The 13,899-nt window shown below is 71.3% G+C and carries 17 protein-coding genes and 2 tRNA genes; 5 read left to right on the forward strand and 14 right to left on the reverse strand.

The window, feature by feature from the left end:
• The first annotated feature begins 21 nt into the window (after positions 1 to 21).
• Entirely contained in the window at positions 22 to 1,992 is a 1,971-nt protein-coding gene (locus AC1DQF_RS03915; protein ID WP_477523900.1) for an ASKHA domain-containing protein, read from the forward strand.
• The gene (locus AC1DQF_RS03920) at positions 1,931 to 2,581 is read left to right on the forward strand and encodes a DUF1638 domain-containing protein (RefSeq protein WP_477523901.1); all 651 of its coding nucleotides are present in this window, start codon (positions 1,931 to 1,933) and stop codon (positions 2,579 to 2,581) included. The genes AC1DQF_RS03915 and AC1DQF_RS03920 overlap by 62 nt, the downstream gene beginning before the upstream one ends.
• Here the strand turns inward: AC1DQF_RS03920 and AC1DQF_RS03925 are convergent.
• The 3 genes from AC1DQF_RS03925 to rplJ form a co-directional block, all read right to left on the reverse strand.
• Positions 2,578 to 3,429 carry a methylenetetrahydrofolate reductase gene (locus tag AC1DQF_RS03925; RefSeq protein ID WP_477523902.1) on the reverse strand — a complete coding sequence of 284 codons (852 nt, stop codon included), beginning with the start codon at positions 3,427 to 3,429 and terminating at the stop codon, positions 2,578 to 2,580. The genes AC1DQF_RS03920 and AC1DQF_RS03925 overlap by 4 nt on opposite strands.
• A 170-nt stretch (positions 3,430 to 3,599) precedes the next feature.
• Positions 3,600 to 3,992, reverse strand: coding sequence for a 50S ribosomal protein L7/L12 (gene rplL, locus AC1DQF_RS03930; protein WP_477523903.1), 393 nt, complete (start codon positions 3,990 to 3,992; stop codon positions 3,600 to 3,602).
• Between the two features lie 91 nt (positions 3,993 to 4,083).
• The gene (gene rplJ, locus AC1DQF_RS03935; RefSeq protein ID WP_477523904.1) at positions 4,084 to 4,710 is read right to left on the reverse strand and encodes a 50S ribosomal protein L10; all 627 of its coding nucleotides are present in this window, start codon (positions 4,708 to 4,710) and stop codon (positions 4,084 to 4,086) included.
• Positions 4,711 to 4,977: 267 nt separating this feature from the next.
• Here rplJ and AC1DQF_RS03940 point away from each other — a divergent pair, with 267 nt between their 5' ends.
• Positions 4,978 to 5,973 (forward strand): DnaB-like helicase C-terminal domain-containing protein, encoded by a 996-nt coding sequence (locus AC1DQF_RS03940; RefSeq protein ID WP_477523905.1) that lies wholly within the window; start codon positions 4,978 to 4,980, stop codon positions 5,971 to 5,973.
• Between the two features lie 15 nt (positions 5,974 to 5,988).
• Here the strand turns inward: AC1DQF_RS03940 and AC1DQF_RS03945 are convergent, their stop codons facing one another.
• The 6 genes from AC1DQF_RS03945 to AC1DQF_RS03970 form a co-directional block, all read right to left on the reverse strand.
• Positions 5,989 to 6,855: an SCO4651 family lipoprotein gene (locus AC1DQF_RS03945; RefSeq protein ID WP_477523906.1), complete on the reverse strand. Its 867-nt coding sequence runs from the start codon at positions 6,853 to 6,855 to the stop codon at positions 5,989 to 5,991.
• A gap of 171 nt (positions 6,856 to 7,026) precedes the next feature.
• Positions 7,027 to 7,746, reverse strand: coding sequence for a 50S ribosomal protein L1 (rplA, locus tag AC1DQF_RS03950; protein WP_477523907.1), 720 nt, complete (start codon positions 7,744 to 7,746; stop codon positions 7,027 to 7,029).
• Positions 7,747 to 7,858: 112 nt separating this feature from the next.
• Positions 7,859 to 8,287, reverse strand: coding sequence for a 50S ribosomal protein L11 (gene rplK / locus AC1DQF_RS03955; protein WP_457205366.1), 429 nt, complete (start codon positions 8,285 to 8,287; stop codon positions 7,859 to 7,861).
• Positions 8,288 to 8,357: 70 nt separating this feature from the next.
• Positions 8,358 to 9,239, reverse strand: coding sequence for a transcription termination/antitermination protein NusG (gene nusG, locus AC1DQF_RS03960; RefSeq protein ID WP_477523908.1), 882 nt, complete (start codon positions 9,237 to 9,239; stop codon positions 8,358 to 8,360).
• Between the two features lie 91 nt (positions 9,240 to 9,330).
• On the reverse strand, positions 9,331 to 9,588 hold the full coding sequence (gene secE / locus AC1DQF_RS03965) for a preprotein translocase subunit SecE (protein ID WP_477523909.1): 258 nt from the start codon (positions 9,586 to 9,588) through the stop codon (positions 9,331 to 9,333).
• A 49-nt stretch (positions 9,589 to 9,637) separates the two neighbouring features.
• Positions 9,638 to 9,710, reverse strand: a tRNA-Trp gene (locus AC1DQF_RS03970).
• Between the two features lie 133 nt (positions 9,711 to 9,843).
• Here AC1DQF_RS03970 and AC1DQF_RS03975 point away from each other — a divergent pair.
• On the forward strand, positions 9,844 to 10,941 hold the full coding sequence (locus AC1DQF_RS03975; protein WP_477523910.1) for an adenosine deaminase: 1,098 nt from the start codon (positions 9,844 to 9,846) through the stop codon (positions 10,939 to 10,941).
• Entirely contained in the window at positions 10,938 to 11,600 is a 663-nt protein-coding gene (locus tag AC1DQF_RS03980; protein WP_477523911.1) for a DUF4190 domain-containing protein, read from the forward strand. Before AC1DQF_RS03975 ends, AC1DQF_RS03980 begins: the two co-directional genes overlap by 4 nt.
• Here the strand turns inward: AC1DQF_RS03980 and AC1DQF_RS03985 are convergent.
• From AC1DQF_RS03985 to AC1DQF_RS04005, 5 genes are all read right to left on the reverse strand, one after another.
• Complete coding sequence (locus AC1DQF_RS03985; protein WP_477523912.1) at positions 11,597 to 12,664, reverse strand: UDP-N-acetylmuramate dehydrogenase; 1,068 nt, start codon at positions 12,662 to 12,664, stop codon at positions 11,597 to 11,599. The two genes, AC1DQF_RS03980 and AC1DQF_RS03985, sit on opposite strands and share 4 nt — an antisense overlap.
• Positions 12,657 to 13,046 (reverse strand): MaoC/PaaZ C-terminal domain-containing protein, encoded by a 390-nt coding sequence (locus AC1DQF_RS03990; RefSeq protein ID WP_477523913.1) that lies wholly within the window; start codon positions 13,044 to 13,046, stop codon positions 12,657 to 12,659. Before AC1DQF_RS03990 ends, AC1DQF_RS03985 begins: the two co-directional genes overlap by 8 nt.
• Complete coding sequence (locus AC1DQF_RS03995; RefSeq protein ID WP_477523914.1) at positions 13,043 to 13,486, reverse strand: FAS1-like dehydratase domain-containing protein; 444 nt, start codon at positions 13,484 to 13,486, stop codon at positions 13,043 to 13,045. Before AC1DQF_RS03995 ends, AC1DQF_RS03990 begins: the two co-directional genes overlap by 4 nt.
• A gap of 82 nt (positions 13,487 to 13,568) precedes the next feature.
• The gene (gene rpmG, locus AC1DQF_RS04000; RefSeq protein WP_056887613.1) at positions 13,569 to 13,739 is read right to left on the reverse strand and encodes a 50S ribosomal protein L33; all 171 of its coding nucleotides are present in this window, start codon (positions 13,737 to 13,739) and stop codon (positions 13,569 to 13,571) included.
• 58 nt (positions 13,740 to 13,797) lie between these two features.
• A tRNA-Met gene (locus AC1DQF_RS04005) sits at positions 13,798 to 13,874 on the reverse strand.
• Between the last annotated feature and the right edge of the window lie 25 nt (positions 13,875 to 13,899).

Genomic DNA, 13,899 nt, shown 5'->3' on the forward strand with positions numbered 1-13,899 from the left:
CCCGGGACCGGTGAGGACTCCGTGACCGACGAGCCCGACTTCTCCCTCGCGGACGTGGCCCGTGAGGGCCTCATCGAGCGTCCCGGCACCGACCCCGTGCCACACGACGGCACCGGCCGGGTCGACCTCGCCTTCACGGTGCACACGCTGGCCGAGGACGGCGCGGCGCTGCCGCCCACCCAGCGGGGGGTCCGGGTGCCCCCCGGGGTGACGGTGTTCGACGCGGCGTCCTGGAACGGCATCGCCGTCGACTCGACGTGCGGCGGCCACGGCACCTGCCACAAGTGCAAGGTGCGGGTCGAGGGCGGCGACGTGCCCGTCACGCGACACGACGTACGCACGTTCAGCGGCGACCAGATCGCGGCCGGATGGCGCCTCGGCTGCCTCGTGCAGGCCACCAGGGACCTGGCCGTCGAAGTCCCGCCGCTCACGACCCGGCCCAAGGCCGCCACGGTCGGCATCGGGCGCCAGGTGATCCTGCGCCCCGCGATCCAGAAGAGGTACGTCGAGCTCACCGAGGCCACGCTGGCCGACCAGCGCACCGACCTGGTCCGCCTCACCGACGCCATCGACGACCTCGAGCTGAGCGCCGACCTCCACGTCCTGCGCCGCCTGTCGACGGTGCTGCGCGCGGCGGACTTCAAGGTGACCGCGGTGATCATCGACGAGGACCTCATCGACGTGGAGCCCGGCGACACCACGGCGTCGCGCTACGCGATCGCCTTCGACCTCGGCACCACCACCGTGGTCGGCACCCTGCTGGACGTCGGCACCGGCACCCCGCTCGCGGTGGCGTCCGTGCTCAACGCCCAGCAGCCGTTCGGGGGCGACGTCATCACCCGGATCAGCGCGACCATGATGGATCCGCAGGCCCTCGGGCGCCTCCAGCACGCCGCCGGGTCGACACTGGCAGACCTGGCCGCCCGAGTCTGCCGCGAGGCGGGCATCGACCCTGCACAGGTCTACGAGGTGGCGGTCGCCGGCAACGCCACCATGACCGCGCTGGCCCTCGGCATCGATCCCGAGCCGCTGGGCGTGGCGCCGTTCGTCATGTCGTCCGCCCAGCCGCCCTCGGTCCTTGCCGCCGAGGTCGGGCTGTCGCTGCACCCCCGCGCCCGGGCCTACTTCTTCCCGGCCCTGGGCGCCTACGTCGGCGGCGACATCGTCGCGGGCATGCTCGCCACCGGCATGGACCGCGACAAGCGGACGCGACTCTTCATCGACGTCGGCACCAACTGCGAGATCGTCCTCAGCGACGGCGAGACGATCCTGTCCACCGCCGCCCCGGCGGGCCCGGCGTTCGAGGGCGGCGCCATCCGTTGCGGCATGCGGGCCGCGGACGGCGCCATCGAGGTGATCAAGGTCGACCCCCACGCCACGGGCGACGACCCGGCGGTGACGCTCGGCGTCATCGGCGACGTGGAGCCTCGCGGACTGTGCGGATCCGGCCTGGTGGACGCGGTCGCCGAGCTGGTGCGCGTGGGCCTGCTCGACTCCACGGGGCGCCTGGTCCCGGACGAGGCGGCACACGAGATCGCTCCCGCCCTGGCCGACCGGATGTCGCGCATCGGGGAGGAACGCGTCTTCCTGCTGCACCGACCCACACCGGACGCCGAGCCGGTCGAGTGCGTCTACCTGTCCCAGCGCGACGTCCGCGAGCTCCAGTTCGCCAAGGCCGCCATCTCGACCGGCTGGTCGCTCCTGCTGGAGCAGCTCGGCCTCGAGCACCGCGACGTCCAGCAGGTGCTGCTCGCCGGGTCCTTCGGCAGCTACCTCTCCCCCGCGTCGGCCGTCCGCATCGGGCTGGTGCCCCAGCTGCCGGTCCTGCGCATCGTGGCCGCCGGCAACGTGGCCGGCGAGGGCGCCAAGATGGCCCTGCTGTCGGTCCGCGAGCGGGCCGGTGCCCTGGCCCTGCTGGAGGAGGTGACGTATGTCGAGCTCTCCGACCGCCCCGACTTCAACGACGCCTTCGTCGCGCAGCTCGCCTTCTGAGCGCAGCGGACGCGTCGCCCTGATCGCCTGCGGCGCCCTCGCCCAGCCGGCGGCCGCCGTCGTCGCCCGCCGCGGCTGGCCGGTCGACGTGCACCCGCTCAACCCGCTGCTGCACAACCACCCGGAGCGGATCGCCGACGAGGTCCGGACCCTGGCCCGGCGTCTCGGCGCGTCGTACCCACGGGTGGTCATCGGGTACGCCGACTGCGGGACCTACGGCGCCCTCGACGACGTCTGCCGCGAGCTCGCGCTGCCCCGGCTGCCGGGCCTGCACTGCTACGACGTGTACGCCGGCGCCTCCCGGCTCGAGCGCTTCTTCGACGAGCAGCCCGGCACCTACCTGCTCACCGACTTCCTGGCCCGGTCGTTCGCCCGCACGGTGCTCCAGGAGCTCGGGCTCGACCGCTACCCGGAGCTGCGCGACACCTACTTCGGCCACTACACGCGGATGGTCTGGCTTGCCCAGGACCCCGACGAGGAGCTCCGCGACCTCGCCGAGCGCGCGGCGGCGAGCATCGGGCTGCCCCTCACCGTCGTGGAGACCGGCGACCACGGCCTCGAGCAGGCGCTGGCCGTCCTCGTCGGCTAGCGGCGTTCGTCGAGCTGCGCGAGGAGCTCGACGCGCCAGGCCTCGGTCTCCGCGATCTGGTTGAACGTGAAGACGTGCAGGCCCTCGACCAGCGCGCCGTCGGCCCCGAGCGCGGGCGCACACTTCTCCAGGAAGGTCTCACCTGTGAAGCCGCCGGGGGCCGCGAGGCGCGCGAAGATGCCCTTGTTCTTGGCGAGGAACCTGGTCGACTCCCCGACCCCGATCTTGGTGGCCATCCCGAGCAGCTTGGCGCGCTCGACCGGACCCGGGATGCCGAGCAGCAGCGGCATCGTCACGCCCCGCGCGCGCAGCCGGTGCAGCCAGTCGCGCACGACCGCCGCGTCGAAGGTCAGGTTGCTGACGATGTGCGTGGCGTGGCGGCGCTTGTCCCACATCGACTGCACGGTCAGGTCGTCGTGGATGGAGGGGTGCGACTCCGGGTAGCCGGTGATCCCGACGTGCGCGAACGGCCTGCCCAGCAGGGCCAGGTCCTCGAGCAGCGCCAGCGCGTCGAGGTAGTCGCCCGCGGGCTCGGCGTCGCCGCCCGGCACGAAGATCTGCGAGACGCCCTTGCCGGTGAGCCGCTCGACGATCTCCTCGAGCTCGCTCCGCCCGGTGATCATCCGGGCCGCGAGATGGGGCACGACGACGTACCCGTGGCCGGCCAGCCGCTCGGCGAGGTCGAGGGTGGCCTCGAGGCCCTTGCCGGGCGAGGCGGTGACCGTGACGGCCACGTCGCGGGGGACGTGCGCGAGCACCTTGTCCTCGGTCGAGGCCGTGGGCAGCACCTCGTAGCGAGCGTTGCGGAGCAGGCGGGTCATCGTCTCGCCGGTTCGCTTGTTGCGCATGAAGCAACTCATTTCGTGATGCGCATCAGAGTTCCCCACTCTAGCGGCTCGCGCGACCCGGGTACAGGGTCGGGAAACGCCTCAGGGCGGCCACCCGGAGGGTGACCGCCCTGAGGACGGGGTGCGGCCTGGGGCCGCGAGTGGTGCCGATCAGGCCGGCACCGGGTGCGTCACTTGACGGAGACCGTGGCGCCGGCGGCCTCGAGGGCCTCCTTCGCCTTGTCGGCCGCAGCCTTGTCGACCTTCTCGAGGATCGCCTTGGGGGCGGCCTCGACGAGGTCCTTGGCCTCCTTCAGGCCGAGGCTCGTGAGGGCGCGCACCTCCTTGATGACGTTGATCTTCTTGTCGCCGGCGGCCTCGAGGACGACGTCGAACTCGTCCTGCGCAGCGGCCTCGTCGGCACCGGCGGCGGCGCCACCGGCAGCGGGGGCGGCGGCAGCGGCAACGGGAGCGGCGGCGGTGACGCCGAAGGTCTCCTCGAACTGCTTCACGAACTCGGAGAGCTCGATGAGGGTCATTTCCTTGAACGCGTCGAGCAGCTCGTCGGTGGTGAGCTTCGCCATGGTGGCGTTTCCTTCCGTTGGATGGGCGGCAGCGTGGCGCGGAGCGACACGCTCACCCGATGGGTGCTGTAGGTGGTGTACGTCGGCCCGGTCAGGCGTCGGTGGACTCGGTCGCCTCGTCGGCGACCGGGGTCGCCTCGTCTGCGGCCGGGGTCTCCTCGGCAGCGGCCGGCGTGCCGGCACCACCTGCGAGGATGGAGGGGTCCTCGGTCGCCTTCGCCTCCAGGGCGCCGGCGAGCCGGGCAGCCTGGGCGAGCGGGGCGTTGAGGAGGTAGACGGCCTGGGACAGCGACGCGAGCAGACCGCCCGCAAGCTTGCCCAGCAGGACCTCACGCGACTCGAGGTCAGCCAGCTTGGCGACCTCCGCAGCGTCGAGGGACTTGCCGTCCAGGACACCGCCCTTGATGACGAGGGCGGGGTTTGCCTTGGCAAAGTCACGCAGACCCTTGGCTGCCTCGACCACGTCTCCATTGATGAAGGCGATGGCCGTGGGGCCCTTGAGCAGGTCGTCGAAGCCTTCGATGCCCACCTCGGTGGCGGCAATCTTGGCAAGCGTGTTCTTGACCACGGCGTAGCTGGCGTTCTCGCCGAGGGAGCGCCGCAGGTCCTGCAGCTGCTTCACGGTGAGCCCGCGGTACTCGGTCAGCACAGCACCGGCGGAATCGTTGAACGAGTCGACGATCTCCGCAACGGCGGCAGTCTTTTCTGGCCGCGCCATGGGTCTCCTTCCGATGTGACCACCGGTGAAGGGCCCGTACGACGACAAACGCCCCGAGCACAGGCTCGGGGCGTGAACCCGCATTGCTGCGGATCGTGCTCCCACCTGCGCTGGCCGTCCGCTGTGTGCGGAACCTTCGATCTCGGGGCTGATGCCCGTCGACAACCGGCGGTCTCTGGTTTCAGGAACCAACACTAGGGGGCGAGACGGGGTCGGACAAATCGGCGATCGCCCACGCCCGGGCCTCGCAGTTGGTTGCATGGTCTCGTGGACGACGAGCTCAGCACCATCGGCGCGACCCTGGCACACACCGAGGACCGGATGCGGGGCGTCGGCAACGCGCCCCCGCGCCTGTGGCCCACCGGCTTCGGGGGCCTCGACCCCCTCATCGGCGGAGGTCTGCGCGCCGGCTCACTGGTGCTCCTCGCCGGGCCGCAGGGACTCGGCAAGACGACCTTCGCGGTGCAGGCCTGCCGCACCGTCGCACGCACGGGACGCCCGGTCGTCTACTTCTCCTTCGAGCACGAGGCCGAGGACCTGCTCCTCAAGCTGATCGCGCTCGAGGCGGGCGAGAAGGACGACTCGCACCAGGTCCGCCTGACCGCCGTCCGGGAGGCGTTCGACGCCGCCGGCACCGGGCCGCTCGAGGAGCGGCTCGCCGGCGTGCCGGGTGCCCCGCAGGCGCTCGCGGCCGTGCGTGAGTACGCCGACATGCTCTTCGTGCACCGGTCGACCGGCAGCCGCACCGACCTCGCCGCGATCCGCGCGCGCATCGACGACGTGCGCCGGGCCACCGGCACGACGCCATTGGTGGTCGTCGACTACCTCCAGAAGGTGCTGGTCCCCGGCGGGACGGCGGACGAGACCGAACGCAGCACCACGGTCGTGGAGGGACTCAAGGACCTGGCCATCGACGTCGCGGCCCCGGTCCTGGCCGTCGTCGCCGCCGACAAGCAGGCGCTGCGCACCGGCATGCGCATGCGCAGCCACCACCTGCGCGGCTCCTCGGCCCTCGCCTACGAGGCCGACGTCATCCTGGTGCTCAGCAGCAAGTTCGACGTCGTCGCCCGGCACCACCTCACCTACGACATCGGCAACGCCGAGCGCTTCCGCCAGTGGGCCGTGCTGAGCGTCGAGAAGAACCGGTTCGGCCGCGACGACGTCGACCTGGAGTACCGCAAGCGATTCGACCAGGGTCGCTTCGAGGCCGACGGGCGTGTGGTCACCGAGCAGCTGATCGACGACCGCATCTTCGTCGAGTAGCCGCCCGGTGACCGGTCACATGCCCGGGATCTTGTCGGCGACCTCGGAGGCGGGCGGCGCCTCGATGGTGACGTCGGTGCCGTAGTCGGAGTACGTGCCCTCGGTGGTGGTGGTGCTGTCGCTCGTCTGCCCGGCCAGCGACGTCGAGATGTCGAGCTCCTGGCGGAACTGGCGCGGCAGGTTGTCCGCGTCCACCCACATCTCGACCGCGATGTCGTCGGGCATGGAGGTGGCCAGCTCGGCCGGCATCTCCATCGCCTTCATGTAGGCGGCGGTGTCCATGACGACCTCGTAGTGGTTGGTCTCGACGCCGTCGACCTCCTCGGTGCCGAGCAGCTCGAACTCCTTGGGCTCCTCCATCGCCTTGAACATCGTCTCGGGGTCGGTGGACTTGCCGAGCATCCCGAACAGGCTGTCGGGGTCGCTCAGGTCGATCTTGAACCACTTCTTGCCGCCGAGGTCCATGCCCATTCCCGACATGTACAGGACCTTGTCGAGCATGACCATCTCGAGGGCCTGGTCGTCCTGGGCCGTGCCGGTGGCCTGCATGTCGATGCCGCCGTCGTCGTAGCGCATGACGCCCTGCATCTCCATGCTGGAGGCGGCGGTGCCCTCGGTGGTGGAGCTCGTCGTGAACGCGAACGTCCCGGCATCCTTGAGCGCACCCATCACCGCGGGGTAGAACTCGGCAGCGTCGAGCTCCTCGAGGTCACCGGACGCCTCGGGCGACTCCTCGCTCGACGAGTCCTCGCTCGCCGCGCTCGTGTCGGTGCCACTGGACGCCTCGGAGCCGCTGTCGCTGCCGCACGCGGCGGTGGACAGGGCGAGGGTCGTCAGCAGGGTGGCGGCGCCGAGGCGTCGGGCGAGGGTGGGGCGGGCCATGAGGGCTCCTTCGTGGTGGTGGCGAGGAGGTGTCTACCCGGCCGTCCCCGTGACAGACCCGGCGTGCCGACACCCACGCACCCCGCCATCCTCCCACCCGGTCCCGGCAGACGACGACGCCCCGACCGTCACGAGGATGGCCGGGGCGTCGGTGGAGCGGGTCGGGCTGGATCAGGCCTGGGCCTCGTCCTCGACCGCGACGTTCTTCGTGCGGTTGGGGTCGACCTGGACGCCGGGGCCCATGGTCGTGGAGACCGTGACCTTCTTGATGTAGCGGCCCTTGGAGCTGGCCGGCTTGAGACGCAGCACCTCCTCGAGGGCAGCGGCGTAGTTCTCCGCGAGCTGGGCCTCGGAGAAGGACGCCTTGCCGATGATGAAGTGCAGGTTGGCGTGACGGTCGACGCGGAACTCGATCTTGCCGCCCTTGATGTCCGTGACGGCCTTGGCGACGTCGGGGGTCACCGTGCCGGTCTTCGGGTTGGGCATCAGCGAGCGGGGGCCGAGGACGCGACCGAGGCGACCGACCTTGCCCATCATGTCCGGCGTCGCGACGACGGCGTCGAAGTCGAGCCAGCCACCGTTGACCTTCTCGATGAGCTCGTCGCCACCGACGAAGTCGGCGCCGGCCTCACGGGCGGCCTCGGCCTTGTCGGCGTTCGCGAACACCAGGACGCGGGCGGTCTTGCCGGTCCCGTGGGGCAGGTTGACGGTGCCGCGCACCATCTGGTCGGCCTTGCGCGGGTCGACGCCGAGACGCATGACGACGTCGAGGGTCTCGTCGAACTTCTTCTTCGAGCCGGCCTTGGCCAGCTTGATGGCGGTCAGCGGGGCGTGGAGCTCGTCCTTGTCGAACTGCTCCGCCGCTGCGCGGTAGGTCTTGCTGCGCTGCATGTCTGTCTCTTTTCGTCAGTTGTGGTCAGTGGACCAGCGCGGTCCTGCCACGGGGTGTCGGCTCAGGAGCCGGGATGTCCGTCGGCGCCGCGGGACGGCGTCTCGGGGGTGATCAGTCGGTGGTGACGCCCATGGAGCGGGCGGTGCCCTCGACGATCTTCATCGCGGCGTCGATGTCGTTGGCGTTGAGGTCGGGGAGCTTGGTCGTCGCGATCTCGCGGACCTGGTCCTTGCTCAGCTTGCCGACCTTCTCCTTGTGCGGGACGCCGGAGCCCTTCGACAGGCCGGCGGCCTTCTTGATGAGCTCGGCGGCCGGAGGAGTCTTGGTGATGAACTCGAACGAGCGGTCCTCGTAGATCGTGATCTCGACGGGGATCACGTTGCCGCGCATCGACTCGGTCTGCGCGTTGTAGGCCTTGCAGAACTCCATGATGTTGACGCCGTGCGGGCCCAGCGCGGTACCGACCGGCGGGGCCGGCGTCGCGGCACCGGCCTGGAGCTGCACCTTGACCAGCGCAGCGATCTTCTTCTTGGGAGGCATGTTCTCTTCCTGTTCTCTGTGGTCCTGACGAGGGCGGGTGCCCCCTGCCACGGGTGTTGCGGGTGGAGCGTCAGACCTTCTGGATCTGGCTGAAGCTCAGCTCGACCGGGGTCTCCCGGCCGAAGATCTCGACGAGGGCCTTGACCCTCTGGGACTCGGCGTTGATCTCGGTGATCGTCGCGTGCAGCGTGGCGAACGGACCGTCGACCACCATGACCGAGTCGGACACGTCGAAGTCGGCGACCTCGACGGGCTTCTTCGCCGCGGCGGCCGCGGCGGGCCTGTCACCGGCAGCGGCAGCGGCCTCGGCCTCGGCGACGGCGACCACGGCGGGAGCGAGCATGTCCTCGACCTCGGTCATGCTCAGCGGCACGGGCTGGTGGCTGTGACCGACGAAGCCGGTGACCGACGGCGTGTGGCGCACGGCCGACCACGACTCGTCGGTGAGGTCCATGCGGACCAGGACGTAGCCGGGCAGGACGGTGCGGGTGACCATCTTGCGCTGGCCGTTCTTGATCTCGGCGACCTCTTCGGTGGGGACCACGATCTCGTGGATGTAGTCCTCCATGTTGAGGGAGATGATGCGGTTCTCGAGGTTCTGCTTGACCCGCTTCTCCATGCCGGAGTAGGTGTGCACGACGAACCAGTCGCCGGGCTTGGCCCACAGCTCGCGGCGGAAGTTCTCGAGGGGGTCGTTCTCGTCGACGGCCTCGTCGTCAGGGGCGTCGGCGGACTCGTCGGCGGAGGCGTCCTCGTCGCTCGGGGCGGGCTCCTCGGCGTCGGTGAGCGCCTCGGTGGTGAGCGACACGTCGACGGTCTGGACGCCGGACGGCACCGACTCGTCGGTCACCAGGTCGTCGACGGAGGTGGCGTCCTGCGACGCGACCTCGGAGGTCTCGTCGGTGGACGCCTCGGCGTCGTACTGGTCCGGGGAGTCGTTCTGGTCGGACACGGCTTGCTCCGTCACGTCGGTGTACTGGGGTCCCGGCCGGATGGTGGGCCGGGGTGGATGAGGACTGTGCGCCGGACGGGCCGGCGCCGGGTCACTGGTCGGAGTTGCCCGTGAACATCGCGAAGATGAGCTTGCCGAAGGCCAGGTCCAGCACCGACACGAAGGCCATCATCACGATCACGAACACCATCACCACGAGGAAGTAGGTGGTCAGCTGCTCCTGCGTCGGCCACACGACCTTGCGGAGCTCGGCGACCACCTGGCGGTAGAAGGTGGCCGGACTCGTGCGCTTGCGATCGTGACCGCGCGATTCCTCACGCGGCTCGTGCACAGCCGGGGAGTCCGACACGCCAGCCACCTCTCACTCGTTGATCCGTTGTCCTTGCAGTGTTGTTTCGCAGGGCACGAGGGACTTGAACCCCCAACCTTCGGTTTTGGAGACCGATGCTCTGCCAGTTGAGCTAGTGCCCTCCGACGGACCTCCCCGCGACTGCCGCACCCGGTGACGGGCATGGCGAAGCATGCGGGGAATCCACCAAACGGGAATCATACGGGCCCGGCCCAGCCGCGTCGAACCGACGTCGCTCCCCCTACGATCGCCGGCATGGGTCACGGCGGGGACGACGGCGACAACGCGGCAGACGCACGCCGCGACGTGCGGGCGCTGCCCAAGGCACACCTGCACCTCCACTTCACCGGCTCGATGCGGCACGAGACGCTCCTCGAGCTCGCCGAGCGGGACGGGATCGCGCTGCCGGACTCCCTGGTCGAGGACTGGCCGCCCGAGCTCTCGGCGGCCGACGAGAAGGGCTGGTTCCGCTTCCAGAGGCTCTACGACGTGGCGCGGTCGGTGCTGCGCACGCCCGACGACGTCCGGCGACTGGTCCGCGAGGCCGCCGAGGACGACGTCGCCGACGGTGGCCGCTGGCTGGAGATCCAGGTCGACCCGAGCGGGTACGCCGCCCGCTTCGGCGGCATCACCGCCTTCACCGACCTCGTGCTCGACTGCGTGCGCGACGCAACAGCGCGCACCGGCCTGCCGATGGCCGTGGTGGTCGCCGCCAACCGGACACGGCATCCCCTCGACGCCCGCACCCTGGCCCGCCTGGCCGCGCAGTACGCCGGTCGGGGCGTGGTGGGGTTCGGTCTCTCCAACGACGAGCGCCGCGGCACCACTGCCGACTTCGCACCGGCCTTCGCGATCGCCGAGCGGGCCGGGCTGCTGCTGGCCCCGCACGGGGGCGAGCTGCGCGGCCCCGACCACATCCGGCTGTGCCTCGACGAGCTGCACGCCGACCGGCTCGGCCACGGCGTGCGCGCCGCGGAGGACCCCGCCCTGCTCGAGGAGATCGTCGAGGCCGGGGTGGCGCTCGAGGTCTGTCCGGTCTCCAACGTCGCGCTCGGCGTCTACTCCGACCTCACCTCCGTGCCGCTCCCCCAGCTGATGGCCGCCGGGGCCACCGTCGCGCTCGGCGCCGACGACCCGCTGCTCTTCGGCTCCCGGCTGTCCGGGCAGTACGCCACCATGCGGGCCGCCCACGAGCTCACCGACGCCGACCTGGCCTCGTTGGCCCGCTCGTCGTTCGAGGCCTCCCGCGCCCCCGACGACGTACGCCGCAGCGCCCTGGCCGAGGTGGACGCGTGGCTCGCCGGTGCGGACCACCTGCGGGAACCCGTCCCGGCTGGGAGGATGTCCTCGTGAGCAACCAGGACCAGCCCGGCCAGCAGCCGGATCCGGAGCACCGTCCCGAGGACGACCTGCACACGAACCCGGACGGGTCGCAGACGCCGCAGTACCCCGGGCAGGGGTCCGAGCCCGCGACCAACCCCTACGGGTCCGCGGACACCTCGTCGTACGGCACGCCGCCGACGCACACCACCTATGGCGGCCAGCCGGCCCCGCCCACCCAGCCGTACACCGCCCAGCCGCCCTACGGGCAGGACCCGTACACGCAGCCCTACGGCCAGGACCCGTACGCCCAGCAGGGCGCCTACGGACAGCCGGGCCCGTACGGCGGTTACGCGCAGCCGGGCCCGATGGCCCCTCCGCACCCCTCGGCCACCACCGCGATGGTGCTGGGCCTGGTGTCGCTCATCGGGCTCTTCGTGTGCCTGGTCCCGATCGTGATGGCGCCCTTCGCGTGGCGGACCGGAAGCCGGGTCGTCAAGGAGATCGACGCCCAGCCGGGCCGCTGGAGCGGCCGCGAGCAGGCCCAGGCCGGCCGGATCATGGGCATCATCGGCACCGTGCTCCTGGTGCTCGGGATCCTGGCGATCGTGGGCCTGGTCGCGCTGCTGTTCGCCGCGTCCCCGGAGATCACCCAGGTGGACACGTCGACGCCCGGGGGCGCGAACCTCTAGAGGCCGTCGCAGCCGACGAGCACCGGCTCGTTGACGAGCCGCACGCCGTACGCCGCCTCGACGCCGTCGCGGACCTCGCGGGCCAGGGCCAGCAGGTCGTCGGTGCTCGCACCCCCGCGGTTGGTGAGGGCCAGGGTGTGCTTGGTGGAGAGGCTGGCGCGCCCGCCGCGGAGGTCCAGCCCGTAGCCCTTGCCGAACCCGGCGCGCTCGATGAGCCAGGCCGCGCTGGACTTGGTGCGGCCGTCGGGCTGCGCCCAGCGGGGGGCGTCGTCGGGCAGGGACGCCGCCTGCTCGGCGGTGAGGAACGGGTTGGTGAAGAACGAGCCCGCGCTCCACGTGTCGTGGTCCGCGTCGTCGAGGACCATCCCCTTGCCGGCCCGCAGACCCAGCACGGCCTGACGCACGGCCGACAGCGGCGCCCTACCGTTCAGGTCGACGCCCAGGGTGCGGGCCAGCTCGGCGTACGTCACGGGGGCGCCCAGCGAGCCGGTCCGGAGCTGGAGGTCGACCGACAGCACCACGTGCCGGCCGGGGTCGGCCTTGAAGCGGGAGTGGCGGTAGCCGAAGTCGCAGTCGGCGGCCGCGAAGGTGCGCACGCCGCGCAGTGTCCGGTCCCAGACACGCACCGAGGCGACGGTCTGGCTCACCTCCTGGCCGTAGGCGCCGACGTTCTGGATCGGGGTCGCACCCACGCTGCCGGGGATGCCGGACAGCGCCTCGACACCGACCCAGCCCCGCTCGACCGCGGTGGCCACCAGGTCGTCCCACCCCTCGCCGGCGGCGACGCGGACCACGACGCCGCCGCACGTCGCACCCTGGTCGTCGTCCTCGACGTCGGGGCTGATGCCGCGGGTCGCGACCTCGACCACCCGGCCGTCGAAGCCGGCGTCGGCGACGACGACGTTGGAGCCCCCGCCGAGGACGAGCACCGGCGTGCCGGCGTCGTCGGCCTCGGTGACGGCCGCGACGACCTCCTCCTCGCTCGCCGCCCGCACCCACTCGCGCGCGGGCCCGCCCAGGCGCAGGGTGGTGTGGTCACGGAGCAGGACGGGGGCCTCAGCCACGGACGACGGCCTTGGGCATGCCCAGCACCTTGGTGCCCCCGGAGGTGACCTCGAGGGCCAGCGTCACCAGGCCGTCGGCGACCGTCTTGACGGTGCCGGCGACCACGACCTCGGCGGCACCCTCCGCGGGCACCACGACGGGCTGGGTGAACTTGCAGCCGAGCTCGACGACCTCGGCCCCGTCGGTCCACTCCTCGACCGCGCGGCCGACCAGCCCGAGGGTGAGCATCCCGTGGGCGATGACGCCGGGCAGCCCGACGCTGCGGGCGACCTCCTCGTCCTGGTGGATCGGGTTGGGGTCACCGGCCGCCTCGGCGTAGGCGACGAGGTCGGCACGGGTGATCGCGAAGGTGCGTGCGGGGAGGGTGTCGCCGGGGTTCATGCCGTCTCCTGCTCGTGCGACTGGTCGTCGGACTCGTCGGCGCCGGAGTGGACCAGCGTGGCCCGACCGGTGCACACGAGGGCGCCGTCGGCGTCGGTGATGGCGCTGCTGGTGCCGATGATGTCGGCGCCGCCGATCTGGCGGAGGCTGACGACGCTCAGCGTCGCGGTCAGCACGTCACCGATGCGGACCGGCCGCTCGTAGGCGAAGCGCTGCTCGCCGTGCACGATGCGGAACAGGTCGATCCGCTCGGCGTCCAGGAAGGCCTGCATGGCGTCGAAGGCCAGCACGATCGGGTACGTCGGGGGCACCGCAGGTGGCACTGCGGGGCCGGCAGTGGCGCCGAGGGACCGGGCGAAGGCGGCGACGCGCTCCTCGGTCACCTCGAGCGGGGCGGTCGGTGGGAACTCACGCCCCACGAGGGACTGGTCGACAGGCATGCCCCGACCCTAAGTGACACCGGCGAAATGACACCGACCCGTCGAGGATCTCGACGGGTCGGTGGTGAAGAGGGGGAACCGCTCAGCGGGTCTCGCGGTGCGCGGTGTGCGTGCGGCAACGCGGGCAGAACTTCTTCAGCTCGATGCGGTCCGGGTCGTTGCGGCGGTTCTTCTTGGTGATGTAGTTCCGCTCCTTGCAATCGACGCACGCGAGCGTGATCTTGGGGCGAACGTCAGAGCTCTTGCTGGCCACGGGAAGTCCTTCGTCGGTGTGCGTGATGCGGGCTGCGCCTGGATGCTGCTGGTCTTGGTGGTAGCGGGGGCGGGACTCGAACCCGCGACACCACGATTATGAGCCGTGTGCTCTAACCACCTGAGCTACCCCGCCGCCGGGAGGGGCGACCGCCGAAGTC

The organism is Nocardioides sp. P4_G4 (assembly GCF_056401085.1).

Coding starts and splice junctions, on each gene's coding strand:
- AC1DQF_RS03990 (WP_477523913.1), bottom strand. CDS start 13,046: ATGAACCCCGGCGACACCCTCCCCGCACGCACCTTCGCGATCACCCGT.
- AC1DQF_RS03975 (WP_477523910.1), top strand. CDS start 9,844: ATGGGTCACGGCGGGGACGACGGCGACAACGCGGCAGACGCACGCCGC.
- rplL (WP_477523903.1), bottom strand. CDS start 3,992: ATGGCGAAGCTCACCACCGACGAGCTGCTCGACGCGTTCAAGGAAATG.
- rplK (WP_457205366.1), bottom strand. CDS start 8,287: ATGCCTCCCAAGAAGAAGATCGCTGCGCTGGTCAAGGTGCAGCTCCAG.
- rplJ (WP_477523904.1), bottom strand. CDS start 4,710: ATGGCGCGGCCAGAAAAGACTGCCGCCGTTGCGGAGATCGTCGACTCG.
- rplA (WP_477523907.1), bottom strand. CDS start 7,746: ATGCAGCGCAGCAAGACCTACCGCGCAGCGGCGGAGCAGTTCGACAAG.
- AC1DQF_RS03995 (WP_477523914.1), bottom strand. CDS start 13,486: ATGCCTGTCGACCAGTCCCTCGTGGGGCGTGAGTTCCCACCGACCGCC.
- AC1DQF_RS03925 (WP_477523902.1), bottom strand. CDS start 3,429: ATGCGCAACAAGCGAACCGGCGAGACGATGACCCGCCTGCTCCGCAAC.
- AC1DQF_RS03920 (WP_477523901.1), top strand. CDS start 1,931: ATGTCGAGCTCTCCGACCGCCCCGACTTCAACGACGCCTTCGTCGCGC.
- AC1DQF_RS03945 (WP_477523906.1), bottom strand. CDS start 6,855: ATGGCCCGCCCCACCCTCGCCCGACGCCTCGGCGCCGCCACCCTGCTG.